This window comes from Pauljensenia sp. 20925_1_25 (assembly GCF_041433955.1).
Lineage (GTDB): Bacteria > Actinomycetota > Actinomycetes > Actinomycetales > Actinomycetaceae > Pauljensenia.
In genome coordinates this window covers 1-15,966 of the sequence record NZ_JAPWCL010000011.1, presented here as the reverse complement: position 1 = coordinate 15,966, position 15,966 = coordinate 1, and the positions used below count along the sequence as shown (strand labels likewise).

Below are 15,966 nucleotides of genomic sequence, written 5' to 3'. Positions count from 1 at the left end.
ATGAAAACACGCTCAATCGCGGCCGCAGCCGTCGCGATCCTCGCAGTTGTCGCGATCATCCTGGCCATCGTCGGCTACTACGGGATCCAACGCTTCAAGACACCCGCACCCACCAAAACCGCCACGGCCTCGTCCGCGCCCATCGACGTCCAAGGCGGAGACATCCAGGCGTACTACAACCAGGGCATCACGTGGGGCAAGTGCGCGCAAGGCACCTTCGACAGCTACCGAGGCGTCAACAGCTCCGACCCGAACGAGTACCAGTGCGCGTTCCTCAAAGCGCCCCTGGACTGGGACAACCCCGACGGTGACCAGATCACCCTCGCCCTCGCCATCCACCGCTCCGGGGCCAAGGATGCACCCGCGCTCTTCATCAACCCCGGCGGCCCCGGCGGCCCCGTCGTCTCAGCGCTGCCGTACTACTCGGCCCAGGGCCTCGGCGAATCCGTCGTCAAGGCCTACGACATCGTCGCGCTCGACCCGCGCGGCGTCGGCGACTCCACCCCCGTCTTCTGCATGACCGACGAGGAAAAGGACGAATACAACGCCGGTGCCGAAACCGACGGCGTCGACGACAGCCCGCAATCCGCGATTGCCGAGGCCGAAGAAGGCTCGCGCGACCTCGCCGACGGGTGCCGCGACCACTCCGGCTCTATCTTCGAACACATCGACACGGTCAGCGCCGCGCGCGACTTCGACATGGTGCGCGCCGTCATCGGCCAGGACAAGCTCAACCTGCTGGGCTACTCCTACGGCACCTTCCTCGGTGCCACCTACGCGGGCCTCTTCCCCGAAAACGTCGGACGCTTCGTCCTCGACGGGGCCCTCGACCCCTCGCTCAGCATCGAAGACGTCTCCGCCATGCAGATGCGCGGCCTCGACGCCTCCCTCCAGCAGTGGATCGCCGACTGCGCCACCCAGTCCACGTGCCCGATGGGACGCACCAAGGACGAAGGCATCTCGAACGTGCGAGCCTTCCTCGAATCCCTCGACAAGGCCCCGCTTCCCACCAGCGACCCCGACCGCCCGCTCACCGAGAGCCTCGCCATCACCGCCATGATCGGTGCCATGTACAACACCCAGTGGTGGCCCCAACTCTCTGACGCGTACGCCGACGCGGTGCGCCGAGGCGACGGCAGTGCGCTGCTCGACATCGCCGACCTCATGAACTCGCGCAACCCTGACGGCACCTATGCCGACAACTCAGCCGATGCGATCAACGCGATCAACAACCTGGACTACGAGCCCGAAGGCACGACCGACCAGTGGATCGAGCGCGTCAATGGGCTCAAGAGCGAACTGCCGATTCTGGGCCGCTACGTCGGCTACCCCTCCGCCGGCCTGTCCGCCTGGCCGACCGAGCACGCCGACCGTCAGCCCATTCACGCGACCGGTGCCGCCCCCATCCTCGTCATCGGCACCACGCACGACCCCGCCACTCCCTACCCGATGGCGCAGCGCCTGGCCGAACAGCTCGACTCCGGTGTCCTCATCACCGTCGAGGGCTGGAACCACACCGCGTACCGTCGCGGTGCCGACCAGTGCGTCGTGAGGGCCGTCGAAGACTACCTGGTCAAGGGCAACGTGCCCCAGAACGGACTCACCTGCCAGTAGGTCCAATCGGTCCGGTAGACCCAGTCGGTCCGGTAGGTCCAGCTGGTCCGGTAGGTCCATTCGGCCCGGTAGGTAGTGACCCACGACATTGCTTGGTTGGTCGTCCTGGTTTGCGTAACGACCCGTTCGTCCAGTAGAGTTGTGCCGTTGCCTGCGCGCCCCGGAAACGGCGGAACGGCAGGCACGGCCGCCTTAGCTCAGTCGGCAGAGCGATTCACTCGTAATGAATAGGTCGTGGGTTCGATTCCCACAGGCGGCTCAGAAGCGTCCACCCCTACAGGGGTGGGCGCTTTCGTCTATGTACGAGGCCTGGGCTGAGTGCGCGGGCGAGCGTGCGGTGGGTCTGGGTGTCCCGAGCTGCGGGCGCACGTGGCTGCGGGTGCCCCGGGATGGGCTTCGCACCCTGCCACTATCGCGGCTGGGCTGCTTGGTGTGCCCGTGGGCGGCGGCCCGCCCGCTCGCCGTCCGCGCCGCGAGCTTCGCTCGGCGCGTCGGCTCGTTGTCCGGCCAGGCCCTGCCGCCGCCCGCGGGCATCGCAGTCTGGCCCTCCGGCAGCCTGCGCACTGGTGCTGGTGGGGTTTTGGGTTACAGGACAAATCGTGTTGGTTTTGTGGTGACTTTTTGGCTTGTTGATGCGGGAAAGTTGGTGTTGTAGCTGGTGTGAGCCAACTTGGAGGATGGACAAATCGTGTTGCTGGGGTGGTGACTTGTCGGCTGTGCGGCGCGGGAAAGTCGCTGTTGTAGGTGGTCGTGTTTGCCTCGTTCCTGTGAATGCTGCATCGCGGGCCTGTGTGTGGCTGTCCCGTGATCCGTCATGGATTGGCTGTGTGCGACAGTGACCTGGGTTCCAACGTGTCCCGCATGTGAACCCGCTGTTTCGCACGTGGGCCGTCTGTTCCGTACGTGGGCGGGGTTGCCCAGGCTCGGAATAGCAGGCCCACGTGCGGACGAGAAGGGCATGCCAAGGTATGCAAGGTGCAAACCCAGCAACACGACATGTCCTATAACCCGGGTGTAGCGACGCCCCGTGCGCGAGCGTCTCACTGCATGTCCGAGCTGTTTTGTGGTGTATGGCGCGTGTCGCCGACGTGTCGGACCCTCGTGTAGCGAAATTCCTCGCGTTTGGTGGTGGTGAGGTCGCGGTTCGTGCTGGTGTGGTGCCCAAAGTGCAGACCACCTCGGTGAAAAATGCTGAAAATGGGCTGTTGTGGGCGAGGCGGTCTGCGTTTTGGGCAAAACTGTGTCGGTCATGGTGTGTTGTTCGCGCGCGAACCCGATGTTGCGAGCGGTAACCCGCTACGTCGCATACAAACCCGCTATTCCGTGCGTGGGCGGGACTTCCCACGCACGCATTAGCGGGTTAACGTGCGGATTAGAGGGGTCACGTGCGAAATGGTGGGTTCGGATATAACGTGGGGTCCACGTGAGGGTTAGGGAACCCGGGTGGGGCTGAGTTGCTTCGCGAGGACTGATCACGTTGCGGTGAAATAGATCGTGCGGGTCAGTGGTTGCAGCTGGGCTCATCTATTGGCAGTATTAACCATTCAATACGCAGATAAACCCTATTGAGGCATGGTGGGTAGCTCGCCCAGGCAGTCACCTATCGGGTTAACGTGCGCGTCAGAAGCGGTTCGGTCAAGCCTTCGCGGTGCCTGCCGGCCGGGGGTCGTTGCGTACGCGGATAGGTTGTTGCCTCATGGATAGGTTATGAGCATGCGGATAGCTTATTAACCTATCCGCATGGCGATAACCTATCCGCATCGTCGTAACCTATCCGTGAAAGAACGGAACTGGTTCGATCCGTGGCCTCGCATTAGGTTGGTTCGCGTGTTCTGGATGGGAAGTTGCGTTCTGGATGGGAACTGCTCTTTTGGATAGGTTATTTTCCTATCCAGAACGCCGTAACCTATCCAGATTGACGGTTCTTCTCCGGTTTGTCGATGCTTTCCGCCCGCACGGGCATGGGATGTGCCTGCGATGCTCTGCAACGGCGTCGTCCCCCAACGCCATCCATATGGGCATGAGGCATGCGCGCTCGACCTGACGGCGTGAGTAATACCTGCCGCCGCCCACAGACCCGAGGCGATGCCCGACCGCATGAAGCAACCGTGACCTCGGCGAAGATTGGTAAGGCGATCCTATCCCATAGGGCAAAGGTCCTAATGACGTAAAAACGCCTAAAACGACGGCTCTATTCCCAAGTTTGACAGTATCGTGAAACATTTGACTAAACAGTGGACAGCGCTAGAAATTGTGGGACCAAGGGACCATCATGGATGTGTCTGAAGGGCACGGCCTCACAAGGGCCAACCCCGCACCGAAATGATACGTAGAGGAGATTCATCATGACCGTTGAGTCCACTGGTTTCAAGGCTTCCGACGTTCTCGCAGGCAACCTGCAGAAGGTCCTCACCGACGTGACGGCGCTGTCCCTCGTGGGCAAGCAGCTGCACTGGAACATCACCGGCGAGGGCTTCCGCTCGCTGCACCTGTACCTCGACGATGTCGTTGACATCGCCCGCGAGGCCTCCGACGAGATCGCCGAGCGCATGCGCGCCCTCCAGGTCGTCCCCAATGGCCTGCCCGAGGTCGTCGCCCAGCGCAACACCCTCCCGACCGTCCCCGAGACGATCATCAAGACCGATGACGCCGAGGAACTCGCCGTCGCCGCCATCAACGCGACCGTCGGCACCATGCGCGACGTCCACGAGAAGGTTGACGCCGAGGATTCCGCCTCCGCCGACATTCTCAACGACTACATCCGTCGCTTCGAGCAGCAGGCGTGGTTCATCCGTTCCCAGAACGGCCAGGCCTGAGCCTGACACCTCCGTGAGGAGGGAGCGGGTCGCGTAGGCTCGCGTGAATAACATCGGGTGCCCCGCCTGTCACAGGTGGGGCACCCTTGTGTGTGCGTGAGTTCGCCCATCGCGGTGGATGGGGTGATGGTGCCCCGAGCCGAATGCGGTTGGCGTTCTGTGGTATGTGAGCGCGGTGTGGGCTGCAGGTATCGCGCTAGGCTGCCGAGGCCTCGTCTGTGCCCGGGAGGAACGCGACGAGGAAGGGGAACGGCGCGAACGCTCTCTCCGGAAGGTGACACAGCGTCAGCGACATGGGGAAGCGTGAACATTAGGCTGGTGGAGTGACGAATTCCCAGGACGTAGCAGCGACCACCTCGACGTCGATCCATGCGCAACAGGGTGAGGCACAGCCCGCCCTGGTTCTAGTCAACCTGGGGACGCCGACCGCCCCCGAGCCTGGTCCGGTGCGCGCGTTCCTGCGCGAGTTCCTGTCCGACCGTCGCGTCATCGAGATGAGTCCGCTCCTGTGGAAGCCCATCCTCGAGGGCATCATTCTGCGCGTGCGCCCCCGCGAGGTCGCCGCCAAGTACCGCAGCATTTGGATGGAGGAGGGTTCGCCCCTCATGCACTACACCCGTGAGCAGGCCCGCCGCCTCGGCGAGCGCTTGCCGGGCGTGCGCGTCGAGGTCGCGATGCGCTACGGGCAGCCCTCTATCGGTTCGGTCCTGGACTGCCTGCATGCCGACGGGGTGCGCCGGGTCGCGATTCTTCCCGCGTATCCGCAGTATGCGGCCTCGACGGTGACGACGATCAACGACGCGGTCGCCCAGTGGATCGGCCGCAACCGCGATGGCTTCGAGATGCGCCTGCATCGTTCCTTCCCCGCGGCCCCCGCGTACATCGAGGCGCTTGCGATCGCGCTCGAGCGCCACTGGGAGCGGGTGGGTCGCCCGAACTTCCTGATAGGGGACCGCGTCGTCGTGTCCTTCCACTCGATCCCGGTCGCCATGGACGAGGCCGGGGACCCCTACCGCGCCGAGTGCCGCCACACGGTCGCGGCCCTTGAGTCGCGCCTCGGCCTGGCGATGGGTTCCCTGACGGCCACCTTCCAGTCTGTGTTTGGGCGCGCGCAGTGGCTCGGCCCGCAGACGATCGAGGAAATGGCTGAGTTGGGCGCCGCGAAGTGCCCGCGCGTGGACGTCATTTGCCCGGGCTTCATGGCGGATTGCCTGGAGACGCTCGAGGAGATTGATCAGCTGAACCGTGAGACGTTCGTCGAGGCCGGGGGCGGGGACTTCCACTACGTGCCGTGGGCGAACGACTCCGATGGCGCGGTTGCTGCCTTGGAAGAGCAAGCGCGCATCGCGCTCGCCGGCTGGGTGTAGAAGCGCACGTCAATCCGAGAGGAGACGCGGGGCTGATCCGACCGCGTGCACATGAGAGAGAGTTTGTGTGCGTATCGCGAATAGGTTGTGCCTATGCGGATAGGTTATTCACTTGCGGATAGGTTACTAAGCTATCCGCGTGTTCATAACCTATCCGTCAGCTCTTTTCCTATCCGCGAGCGTGGCGATCCGGTTGGCAACGTGGATGTGTGAGCAGCGCCCGGCGCTGCCCTCGGATGCTGTCACAAACGACCGGCGGTCGAACCCCTCCGGCGTGGTCAGCCACGGCCTCGTACCGTGACGGTATGAGCACGACTGACTGTACCGACTTCGCGACGCTGGCCATCCACACCGGGTTTGACCCGGACCCCGTGACGGGGGACGTGGTACCGCCGATGCACGTCGCGTCGACGTACGTGCAAGACCGGCCGGGCCAGCTGCGCAGCGGATACGAGTACGGGCGTTGTGGCAACCCGACGACCAACGCCTTCGCGGGGGCGCTCGCCGCGCTGGAGGGGGCGACGCACGGCTTCGCGTTCCCGTCGGGCATGAGCGCCGAGGACACGGTGATCCGTCTGCTGGCGCGCCCCGGCGACCACGTCGTGCACTCGACTGACGTGTACGGGGGAACGCACAAGCTCCTGAGCGTCATCAAGCCCGCCGAGGGCATCACTTCCGAGGCCGTGGATCTGACTGACCTGGCCGAGGCCGAACGTGTGATTCGCGCGCAGCGCCCCCAGATCGTGTGGGTCGAGACGCCCTCGAACCCGTTCCTGCTGGTTACTGACATCGCCGCGATTGCGGCCCTCACGCACGAGGTGGGCGGCTTGCTGATCGTGGACAACACGTTTGCGACGCCGGTGTTGCAGCGGCCCCTCGAGCTGGGTGCGGACGTCGTCGTGCACTCGACGACCAAGTATGTGGGCGGCCACTCCGACGTGATCGGCGGAGCTTTCATCCTGCGCGATGGCCTGGAGCTGCCCGCGCACGTCGAGCCTTTTTTCGGCGAGCGCGACGCGGCGGCCGAGGCCGTGAAGCTTCAGATGGCTCTCGGTCACGTGCCGTCCCCGCGCGACACGTACCTGGCGCACCGCGGCCTGAAGACTCTGGCTCTGCGCGTGGAGCGCCACTGCGAGAACGCACAGAGGATCGCCGAGTTCCTGGCCTCCCACCCGAAGGTGAGCGCGGTCCACTATCCGGGGCTGGCCTCGGACCCGGGCTACGAGCTGGCCCAGCGTCAGAATCCACGAGGCATTGGCGGGGTTTTGTCCTTCCAGGTTGCCACGGAGGAGGCGGCCCTTGAGCTGACGACGCGCACGCGCATCTTCGCGCTGGCCGCGTCGCTGGGTGCGCCGGAGTCCCTCATTGAGCACCCGGCGATCATGACGCATTCGACGCGTGTTGGCGGGGTCGGCGGCGTACCTGGCACGCTCCTGCGCCTGGCGGTTGGCCTGGAGGACGTGGGTGACCTGATCGCGGATCTGGAGCAGGCGCTCGCCGGTATCTGAGGGGTGCGTGGGGCAGGCACGAGGCAGGGGCAGCCCGGGTGCATCACCAAAACTCGCACGTGATTGACTCGGGTCAGTTTGTGGTTATACCCAGAACGTTGAAATTCCGGGCATGCGATTTCAAAATTGAAGCACTTGGGATCGAGTTACGTGCGGCATGGTTGGGGAGTATGACTGTGGTGCCCGGGGGCGGCGGCGGGGCCTGGACGGGCTTCGAGCCGACGCGCCGAGCCGAAGGCTCGCAGCGCGGACGGCGAGCGGGCGGGCCGCTGCCCCCGGGCATCGTTGAGTGGGGATGGCGGGCGGGCTGCCGCCCAGGCGCTGTTAATCGGTTGGGAACTAGTCTCTAGGCCTTGGAGCGGCGGCTGAGCCAAGCGGTCGCGGCGGTGGCACCGCCGACAGCGAGGGTTGCGGGGACGAGGATTGTGGGTCCCTGAGCGGTGAACTCGATGACCAGGATGAGGCCGGTGAAGGGTGCGTTCATGGACGCGCCGAGGAATGCGGCGGCCCCGATGAAGGCGAAGGCGGCAACCTGCGAGCCTGGCCATGCGGCTGCCCAGGGCAGGCCGATGACGGCCCCGATGCCAGCGCCGAGGGCGACGGCGGGGGTGAGGACGCCGCCCCAGCCGCCGGCGCGGATCGTGAGGAAGGTCGTGACCGTCTTGGCGGCGAGTACCAGTGCGGCGATGCCCAGGCCAGCACCGGTCGCCCAGACGGCGTCGAACTGGGTCTGCGCGCTGGCCTGCCCGTTGCCGAGCACGGAGGGCACCCACACGGCGATGACGCCGACGACGAACGAGGCGGTGGGAAGTGACGCGAGCAGCCGCCAGTCGCGCGGGCGGGCGGCACCGACGCGGGCGACTGCCTGCTTGAAGGCCCACCCGGCGGCCCCCAGTAGCGGCCCGACGAGGGCCGCGAACACGGTCAGGGAGAGTGATGGCGTGAGGGTGGGGACAGAGTAAAAGGGTGTGGGCCTCGTGAATCCCGTGGAGATGAGGACGGCGATGGCCGACGTGCAGAACGCGGCGGCGACAGCGCGCCTCGAACGCGACACGAGCAGGATTTCGAGCGTGTAAATCGCCCCGGATATGGGAATCGAATAGACGGCGGCCAGGCCCGCACCTGCGCCGCACGCGACGATGATGCGTCGGTCTCCGGGGGTGAGTTTCAGGCGGTCGGCGGCGGCCGCAGAAAACGCGGCGGCCATTTCGCGCGGGGCGACTTCGCGTCCGACGGATGCGCCGAGGCCGACGATGAGCACCTGGGTCAGGGCGTGCCAGGTGGCGCGCAGGGGCGGCATGGGGGTGCCGCCCACGGCCGCCGATACGGACGTGATTGCGCGGGAGCGCCGGAAGAGAAAAAACCACGACGCGGCACCGAAGATGCCGCCGAGCACCAGGTTAAGAACACGGCGGGCCGGGGAGACTGCGCTGACGGCCTCCAGGAGAGTCCCGGAGTGCATGTCCCAGGCGAGGGCCTGAATCCAGTGCAGCAGGTGGATGCACGCCAGGCCGACGAGGCCGGCGATGACTCCGGTGAACAGGGTGGCGACTGCGAATCGCCGGGTTGTTACGGACATGGCGTGTCGTTGTTGATGCGCTCGCTGACACGGCTGAAGAGGCCGGTGAGCATGTCGATTTCCTCGGGTGTGATCTCGTTGAGGAAGAGGCGGCGGATGACGTCGCGCTGGACGATGGCGGCCTCATCGAAGAGGCGCTTGCCGGCGTCGGTGAGGAAGACAAGGCCTCCGCGGCCGTCGCCCTGGCAGGGGCGGCGGGAGATGAGGTTGCGTGATTCGAGGCGCTTCATGGTGTGGGTGAGGCGTGAGCGGGAGAAGACGACCTTGTGTGCGAGGACGGAGGGGCGGATGCCTGCTTCGCCGGCGCGGTCGGTCATGAGGAGGACTGAGTATTCGGGCATCGACAGGCCCGACTGGCATTTGAGGGCGGCTTCGATGCGTTCGGTCAGGCGAGCGGTGGTGGTGAAGTAGAGCTCCCATGCCGCCGCTCGGTGGTGGTGTGCTCCGCTCACTGTGTCTCCTCGTCTCGTTGGGTGAGTCGCGTGGCCTCCCCAGCCTCGTGCGTCTGATGACGAGTATAACTTTCAATTACCGGTAGCTATCAATCGGTGCTATATAAGTCACGTTTGACATGGAATGTGAATAATGAGAAAGGGAGTGGGTATTGCGTTATTCTAATTAATATGAATTCCGCTGATGGTTGGAATGTGGAATTCTTGATCCCTCAGGAGGAATAGAATATGAAGAAGACGACGAAGGTCGTGGAAGTTGTTGACGATCTCGATGGCTCGCCTGCCGATCAGACGGTGCGTTTCGCCTTTAACGGCGCTTCGTACGAAATTGATCTGAACCGCGCGCATTTCGAGGAATTCGCCGAGGCTATTCAGCCGTACATTAAGGCTGGCCGTAAGGTTGGCTCGACTCGCCGCCGCGGCAATGCGGGCAACCCGAACCAGCGCCTGGAGAACGCGAAGATCCGTGCGTGGGCGCAGGGGGAGGGCCTCGATGTTTCTGATCGTGGTCGCATTCCCGCTCCGATTGTCGAGGCGTACCGTAAGGCGCATGCCTGATCGATACATGTCATCGGGGGGTGCAGGACAACCTGCACCCCCCGATTATTTAGTCGGTGTCACTCGACGCCTTCGATGGTGTTATTCGCACCGGTGTCGCTGGTGACCTTGAAGTTGGTGGCCTTCTCGAACGTGATTGTGTTGTTGGATCCCGTGAAAGCTGCCGTGGCGGTGAGGGCCTCGACGTGGATGTCGTTGTTGGAGCCGTTCACCGTGATGTCGGCGACCGAGCCGCCCTCAATCGCGTTGTTGGAGCCGTTGACGATGACCTTCGTGACGCCAGCGGGGATCGTCAGGTGCTGGTTGGATTCGTCGAAGGTGATGGGTGCGGAGGTGTCCGCAGCGCCAGCCGACGGCGCGGCGGGAGCCGGGGTGGCCGAGGAATCGGCGGAACCTGCGGGAGCGGAGGAAGCGGGCGCGGAGGCGGCCGGCGCGGCAGAAGATGAGGAGGATTCGGCCGGGGCGGCGTTGTTCTGGGTGCAGCCGGTCAGGGCCAGGGCTGCCACGGCCACGGCGGCAGCGGCGGGGAGGAGGGACTTGATAGACATGGCGTCTCCCTTTCGTTGGATCGAAGTTACACCTTGGTCAGGGTACTAGAAAGCGGGGATGAAGATTTCGACGCGGCGGTTGAGCGCACGACCGGCGGGGTTGTCGGAGCCGTCCGCGTTCTCGTTGGGGGCCACGGGCTTGGACTCGCCGTAACCGGTGGCGTCCATCGTCGCGGTGACGCCGTCCTTCTTCAGTTCGCCGGACACGGCGTTCGCGCGTGCCTCGGAGAGCTGCTGGTTGAAGGCTTCGTCCGAGATGGAGTCGGTGTGACCGTAGATGTGGGCGGCGGGGACCTTCGCGTTGTTGAGCACGTCCGCGAGCTTCTTGAGGGTCTGCGAGGCGTCGGAGCGGATCTCAGACTTGCCGAAGTCGAAGAGAACGCCGTCCTCCAGGGTGATGAGCGTGCCACAGGATTCGACGGGCTTGAGGGATTCGACGGCCGGGAACTTGCCGAGCTTGGCGGCCTTGTCGACCTTCGGCGCGTCGGTGACCTTCTGGCCGTTGACTTGGGCGGTGCCGTCACCGTTGTTGATGATGGTCAGGCTCGGGCTCGTGTAGCTGCCGGTGCCGTCTCCGTTGTTGATGACGGTGACGGTGCGCGTGGTGTGCGTGCCGGAGCCGTTGCCGTCGTTGGTGATGGTCTCGTCGGAGCTGGTGTTCGTGTAGGTGCCCGATCCCTTGCCGTCGAGCGTGAAGGTGGTGTCCGGGGTGGTGTAGGTGCCGGAGCCGTCAGCGTCGACGGTGATCGTGAGCATGGTCGCCATGTTCGTGTAGGTGCCCGAGCCGTCGCCCGCGTAGGTGATCGTGGTCGAGCCTTCGGTGATGACGCCGGAGCCGTCACCGGCGTTAACGACGGTGCCATTGGCAGAGGAGGAGACGGCCGATCCGTCGCCGCCGAAGATCGTGGAACCGGAGATCAGGGATGATCCGTCGCACTTGGCGGGCGAGACGGTCACGCCTTCGACGGAGGAGAGCTGCGAGGAAGCGGAATCGATGACGGCCTTGTCGGCGTTGGAGGCGAACACATCGATAGCGGGCAGGGAGAACAGGGGGATTGGGGGGATTTCTCCGGGACGGTATCCGGGCACCGTCGGGGTGGACGAGGCCGTGGCTGAGGCAGTCGGGGACTGTGTCGGCTCGGCGGTGGTGGCCTCCGCGGTGGGGGTGGTGGTCTCGGTGGTCTTCGGCTTGGAAGAACCGCAGGCGCCCAGAGCGAGGGTGGCCGCGGTGATGAGCGCGGCCGCTGTCAGAGTGCGTCGTGTGATGGTCATGGTTTAACCGTACGGGACAAAACGGGGGGCGCATACTGTTCCGGTAATCATGTCAAGCTGCAGGTCTTCAACGATCTCAGGGGAAAAAGGAAAGAGCGTTCAGGGGTTAATCAGGGGGACCCCGGGGTGCGCCAGGGGGTGGGAAACCGGGGAAACGGCCCCGGCCTCGTCCCTGACGTGGGGGAACTGCTCAACCTGTGTCGTGATCAACGACATGGAATGTAGGAGCTGGGCGTTGTCTGTGGGACAATAGAGACATGAGCTACAAACTGGTGCTGCTCCGCCACGGCGAGAGCGAATGGAATGCAAAGAACCTCTTTACCGGTTGGGTGGATGTTCCGCTGTCGGACAAGGGCCGCGCGGAGGCTACCCACGGTGGTGAGCTCCTCAAGGAATCCGGCGTTCTCCCGGACCTCCTGTTCACGTCGATGCTGCGTCGCGCCATCATGACTGCGAACCTGGCTCTCGACGCCGCTGATCGCCATTGGATCCCCGTTGAGCGCAATTGGCGTCTCAACGAGCGCCACTACGGTGCGCTTCAGGGCAAGAACAAGAAGGAAATTCGCGATGAGTACGGCGAGGAGCAGTTCATGCTCTGGCGCCGTTCCTTCGACGTGGCTCCGCCCGCCATTGAGGCCGGCTCTGAGTTCTCGCAGGATCAGGATCCCCGCTACGCCGGCGAGCCCGTTCCCATGAGCGAGTGCCTCAAGGATGTCATCGCGCGTCTGCTGCCCTACTGGGACGAGGCCATCGTTCCCGCGATCAAGACCGGCAAGACCGTCATGATCGCCGCGCACGGCAACTCGCTGCGCGCCATCGTCAAGCACCTGGATGAGATCTCCGACGAGGATATCGCCGGCGTCAACATCCCCACCGGCATTCCGCTGGTGTACGAGCTCGACGAGGAGACCCTCAAGCCCATCAAGAAGGGTGGCACTTACCTGGATCCTGAGGCCGAGGCGAAGATCGCCGCGGTCGCCAACCAGGGTAAGTGAGCAACGCGGGGCCCCGGCATCGTCTGCGTGGACGAGGCCGGGGTTTCGTCATGCCCTCGGTCGCGGCGTGTGGATGGTCAGCGAGGACCCGGTGGAGGCGTGTCTGCCGTGGCATGGACGGCGTGCGGATACCTGAAAAATGCCGTGTTTCGGGGGCTAATGAGCATTGTGGCGCATTCCCTAAACCTGACCATGTGATCGTGACCGGGGCCGCAAGCATGGTCGCATTGTGGTCGTACTTGAAGCTGGTTTGTGCCGTTCCTCTAGTGCGTGTAACGTAGGCTTTTCATGCTGTCTCGGGGATATTCGTCAGGCAACTGGTAGAATAGGCCGTGCTATCCACGCGAGCATTCAGGAGTCTTTCCATGTCGTTCGAAATCGGTCAGACGGTCGTCTACCCGCACCACGGCGCAGCAACGATCGAAGAGGTCATGACGCGCACCATCCGTGGTGAAGAGCGAACATACCTCAAGCTGCGCGTGAACCAGGGTGATCTTGAAATCCAGGTCCCCGCCGAGAATGTCGACCTGGTCGGCGTCCGTGACATCGTTGACGAGGATGGGCTTGAGGAAGTCCTCACCGTCCTGCGCGCCCCCTACCTTGAGGAACCCACCAACTGGTCGCGCCGTTTCAAGGCGAACCAGGAGAAGATCGCGACCGGCGATATTGTTAAGGTCGCCGAGGTCGTGCGCGACCTGACGCGCCGCGATGACCTGAAGAAGCTGTCCACGGGCGAGAAGCGCATGCTGACGAAGGCACGTTCTATCCTCACCTCCGAGCTGGCCCTGGCTCGCAACATTGAGAAGTCGGAGGCCGCCGCGCGTCTCGACGCCGTCCTGGCTGAGGGGCGCATCGAGATCGATGACAATGCCGCAGCTGAGTGAAGCCTGCGCGGTCCTGACGGCCGCCGGTTCGGGTTCGCGCCTCGGCTGCGAGCTGCCCAAGGCTCTCGTTTCCCTCTCGGGTCGCCCCCTGGTCTGGTGGGCGGCCCGCGGCCTACGCGCCGGGGGAGTGGGAATGATCGTCGTGACTGCCCCGGCCTCGTCCATCGAGGATTTCCGCGCCGCCCTGGCCGACATCGAGGACGTCCTCGTGGTCACTGGCTCTGACCGCTCCCGCCAGGCATCCGTCGCCCTGGGCTTGGCTGCCCTCGGGCACCGCGATGCGGACGCGGTCGTCCTCGTGCATGACGCGGCTCGTCCCCTGACACCCCCGGAGGTGAGCGCGCGCGTCATCGACGCGGTGCGCGGCGGCGCTAGTGCCGTCATCCCGGTCCTGCCCGTCACGGACACGCTCAAGACTGTGGACGCCTCGGGCCTCGTCACGGGCACGCCCCGGCGCGCTGACATGGTGGCCGTGCAGACCCCGCAGGGCTTCCGATGGGACGTGCTCACCCGCGCCCACGAGGCGGGTGCCTCCCGAAGCGCCGACGAGGCCGTGGCAGCCACGGATGACGCGGGCCTCGTCGAGGCCGTTGGAGGCTCCGTTCAGACCGTTGCCGGTGATGAACGCTCCCTGAAGGTGACACGCCCCCTGGACCTCGCCCTCGCCCAGCTTCTCGCAGCCGAGGAGCCGAGCGCCTAGCGGCGCGGCGGATCTTGTCTGACGGAAGGCCGTCGCGCCTGTCATACCGTTGATGGTGGCCTGCGATGGCTCTGACCTCCGCATTCGCGCCCGCCCGCGCAGCCAGGTGTTCCCCGCGAGGTGTCCACGGCCTCGTCCCCACTGCGGTCCGAAGAGGGGGTGCGCCGCGAAACGTGGTAGTTTCGCCCTGGGCGCACCAGCGCCACCGAGCACTCCCGAGCGAAGGAGCCCGATTCCATGAGCACCACGCCCGCCACCCATCGCCGCGTCATCACGCGCAAAGTCGTCGATTGGGCGGCTTGGGACTGGGGCAGCGCCGCCTTCAATGCGGTTGCCACGACCTTTGTCTTCACGACGTACCTGACCAGCGACGGCGTTTTCACGGACGCGGGGACGGCCGCGACGTGGCTGAGCAACGGCATGACGATCGCGGGCCTGTTCATTGCGCTGCTCGCCCCGATCACCGGTCAGCGCGCTGATCGACGAGGCCGTGGCGGGGTCTGGCTCGGATGGTTCACGGGGGCGGTCGTGGTCTGCATGCTCGCCATGTACTTCGTGCACCCGGCGTCGGTCCTCGGCCCTAAGGGCGCGCTCATGCTGGGTATTGCGCTGCTGGGCCTGGGTAACGTGTTCTTCGAGTTCGCCTCCGTGAACTACAACGCGATGCTCAACCACCTGGGTGAGAAGGAAGACCGCGGCAAGATTTCGGGCTTCGGCTGGGCGGCCGGCTACATCGGCGGCATCGTCTTGCTGCTGATCCTCTACGTCGGCCTGATTGGCGTGAACGTGCTGGGCGTGCCCGCCGACGATCACCTCAACATCCGCATCTCCATGGTGATCGCCGCCCTGTGGCTGGGCGGTTTCGCGATCCCCGTCCTGAAGAACCCGCCGCTGCCTCAGAAGGTGTCGACGGCGGACGACCATGAGACGATCCTCGACTCCTATAAGCTCCTGTGGCGCACGGTCGTCACCCTCAAGCGCGAAGCCCCGCACACCCTGTTTTTCCTCATCGCCTCAGCCGTCTTCCGCGACGGCCTGGCAGGCGTCTTCACGTTCGGCGCGGTCCTGGCCAAGACGGCGTTCGGCTTCAGCGCCAGCGATGTCATGATCTTCGCGATCGCCGCGAACATCGTTGCAGGCCTGGCGACCGTGGCGTTCGGGTGGGTGGACGACAAGATCGGCCCGAAGAACGTCATCATGCTGTCCCTGACCGCAATGGTTGTCGCCGGGTTCGGCGTCTTCTTCCTGCACGCCCACGGACCCATCGTGTTCTGGAGCCTCGGCCTGATCCTGTGTGTTTTTGTTGGCCCCACCCAGTCTGCGTCGCGCTCCTTCCTGTCGCGCATCATCCCCGCAGGTCGCGAGGGTGAGGTCTTCGGCCTCTACGCCACGACCGGCCGCGCCGTGTCCTTCATGGCCCCCGCCATGTACGGCCTCTTCCTCATGATCGGTAAGCGGATGACCCCCGCGGGCGCGGACTACACCTACTGGGGCATCCTCGGCATCATGCTGATCCTCGGCGTGGGCCTGGCCCTGACCGCTCCCGTCAAAGCTGAGCGTGCCACGCTCGACCACATGGCGGACTGAGGCCTCGGCGAGGCCCCACGCCCACACGTGACACGTCCCCGATGCGACCGAGTGAGTCTCGGGCGTCGGGGACGTGTCGTCTATTG

Annotated in this window: 13 protein-coding genes and 1 tRNA gene; 10 read left to right on the top strand and 4 right to left on the bottom strand. The window is 64.9% G+C overall.

The features are described from left to right. The 5 genes from O3932_RS06200 to O3932_RS06180 all read left to right on the top strand — a co-directional run bounded on the left by O3932_RS06200 (position 1) and on the right by O3932_RS06180 (position 7,305). Positions 1-1,614 (top strand): alpha/beta hydrolase, encoded by a 1,614-nt coding sequence (locus O3932_RS06200; RefSeq protein WP_314570165.1) that lies wholly within the window; start codon positions 1-3, stop codon positions 1,612-1,614. Between the two features lie 186 nt (positions 1,615-1,800). Then, positions 1,801-1,873, top strand: a tRNA-Thr gene (locus O3932_RS06195). 2,086 nt (positions 1,874-3,959) lie between these two features. Next, positions 3,960-4,430, top strand: a complete 471-nt coding sequence (locus O3932_RS06190) for a Dps family protein (RefSeq protein WP_009647448.1) — start codon at positions 3,960-3,962, stop codon at positions 4,428-4,430. Positions 4,431-4,753: 323 nt separating this feature from the next. After that, positions 4,754-5,797 carry a ferrochelatase gene (gene hemH, locus O3932_RS06185; protein ID WP_371536985.1) on the top strand — a complete coding sequence of 348 codons (1,044 nt, stop codon included), beginning with the start codon at positions 4,754-4,756 and terminating at the stop codon, positions 5,795-5,797. Positions 5,798-6,102: 305 nt separating this feature from the next. Further along, on the top strand, positions 6,103-7,305 hold the full coding sequence (locus tag O3932_RS06180) for a PLP-dependent transferase (RefSeq protein ID WP_371536983.1): 1,203 nt from the start codon (positions 6,103-6,105) through the stop codon (positions 7,303-7,305). Positions 7,306-7,651: 346 nt separating this feature from the next. On the opposite strand, the gene O3932_RS06175 is transcribed toward O3932_RS06180, so the two are convergent. Then, positions 7,652-8,884 carry a chloride channel protein gene (locus tag O3932_RS06175; protein WP_371536980.1) on the bottom strand — a complete coding sequence of 411 codons (1,233 nt, stop codon included), beginning with the start codon at positions 8,882-8,884 and terminating at the stop codon, positions 7,652-7,654. Continuing rightward, positions 8,875-9,336, bottom strand: a complete 462-nt coding sequence (locus tag O3932_RS06170) for a MarR family winged helix-turn-helix transcriptional regulator (RefSeq protein WP_009647919.1) — start codon at positions 9,334-9,336, stop codon at positions 8,875-8,877. Before O3932_RS06170 ends, O3932_RS06175 begins: the two co-directional genes overlap by 10 nt. A 228-nt stretch (positions 9,337-9,564) precedes the next feature. On the opposite strand from O3932_RS06170, the gene O3932_RS06165 reads away from it, so the two are divergent. Beyond that, positions 9,565-9,894: an Lsr2 family protein gene (locus tag O3932_RS06165; protein ID WP_291452611.1), complete on the top strand. Its 330-nt coding sequence runs from the start codon at positions 9,565-9,567 to the stop codon at positions 9,892-9,894. A 59-nt stretch (positions 9,895-9,953) separates the two neighbouring features. On the opposite strand, the gene O3932_RS06160 is transcribed toward O3932_RS06165, so the two are convergent. Together O3932_RS06160 and O3932_RS06155 are read right to left on the bottom strand one after the other, a co-directional pair. Next, positions 9,954-10,442, bottom strand: coding sequence for a hypothetical protein (locus O3932_RS06160; protein ID WP_371536977.1), 489 nt, complete (start codon positions 10,440-10,442; stop codon positions 9,954-9,956). Positions 10,443-10,487: 45 nt separating this feature from the next. Further along, complete coding sequence (locus O3932_RS06155) at positions 10,488-11,714, bottom strand: OmpA family protein (protein WP_371536975.1); 1,227 nt, start codon at positions 11,712-11,714, stop codon at positions 10,488-10,490. Positions 11,715-11,971: 257 nt separating this feature from the next. On the opposite strand from O3932_RS06155, the gene O3932_RS06150 reads away from it, so the two are divergent. From O3932_RS06150 to O3932_RS06135, 4 genes are all read left to right on the top strand, one after another. Then, positions 11,972-12,709: a phosphoglyceromutase gene (locus O3932_RS06150; RefSeq protein ID WP_021612715.1), complete on the top strand. Its 738-nt coding sequence runs from the start codon at positions 11,972-11,974 to the stop codon at positions 12,707-12,709. Positions 12,710-13,074: 365 nt separating this feature from the next. Next, positions 13,075-13,593: a CarD family transcriptional regulator gene (locus O3932_RS06145; RefSeq protein WP_009647929.1), complete on the top strand. Its 519-nt coding sequence runs from the start codon at positions 13,075-13,077 to the stop codon at positions 13,591-13,593. Next, the gene (gene ispD, locus O3932_RS06140; RefSeq protein WP_371537083.1) at positions 13,577-14,293 is read left to right on the top strand and encodes a 2-C-methyl-D-erythritol 4-phosphate cytidylyltransferase; all 717 of its coding nucleotides are present in this window, start codon (positions 13,577-13,579) and stop codon (positions 14,291-14,293) included. Before O3932_RS06145 ends, ispD begins: the two co-directional genes overlap by 17 nt. A 237-nt stretch (positions 14,294-14,530) precedes the next feature. Then, complete coding sequence (locus tag O3932_RS06135; RefSeq protein ID WP_371536971.1) at positions 14,531-15,880, top strand: MFS transporter; 1,350 nt, start codon at positions 14,531-14,533, stop codon at positions 15,878-15,880. The last annotated feature ends 86 nt before the right edge of the window (positions 15,881-15,966 follow it).

Coding starts and splice junctions, on each gene's coding strand:
- O3932_RS06200 (WP_314570165.1), top strand. CDS start 1: ATGAAAACACGCTCAATCGCGGCCGCAGCCGTCGCGATCCTCGCAGTT.
- O3932_RS06190 (WP_009647448.1), top strand. CDS start 3,960: ATGACCGTTGAGTCCACTGGTTTCAAGGCTTCCGACGTTCTCGCAGGC.
- O3932_RS06180 (WP_371536983.1), top strand. CDS start 6,103: ATGAGCACGACTGACTGTACCGACTTCGCGACGCTGGCCATCCACACC.
- O3932_RS06175 (WP_371536980.1), bottom strand. CDS start 8,884: ATGTCCGTAACAACCCGGCGATTCGCAGTCGCCACCCTGTTCACCGGA.
- O3932_RS06165 (WP_291452611.1), top strand. CDS start 9,565: ATGAAGAAGACGACGAAGGTCGTGGAAGTTGTTGACGATCTCGATGGC.
- O3932_RS06160 (WP_371536977.1), bottom strand. CDS start 10,442: ATGTCTATCAAGTCCCTCCTCCCCGCCGCTGCCGCCGTGGCCGTGGCA.
- O3932_RS06155 (WP_371536975.1), bottom strand. CDS start 11,714: ATGACCATCACACGACGCACTCTGACAGCGGCCGCGCTCATCACCGCG.
- O3932_RS06150 (WP_021612715.1), top strand. CDS start 11,972: ATGAGCTACAAACTGGTGCTGCTCCGCCACGGCGAGAGCGAATGGAAT.
- O3932_RS06145 (WP_009647929.1), top strand. CDS start 13,075: ATGTCGTTCGAAATCGGTCAGACGGTCGTCTACCCGCACCACGGCGCA.
- ispD (WP_371537083.1), top strand. CDS start 13,577: ATGCCGCAGCTGAGTGAAGCCTGCGCGGTCCTGACGGCCGCCGGTTCG.
- O3932_RS06135 (WP_371536971.1), top strand. CDS start 14,531: ATGAGCACCACGCCCGCCACCCATCGCCGCGTCATCACGCGCAAAGTC.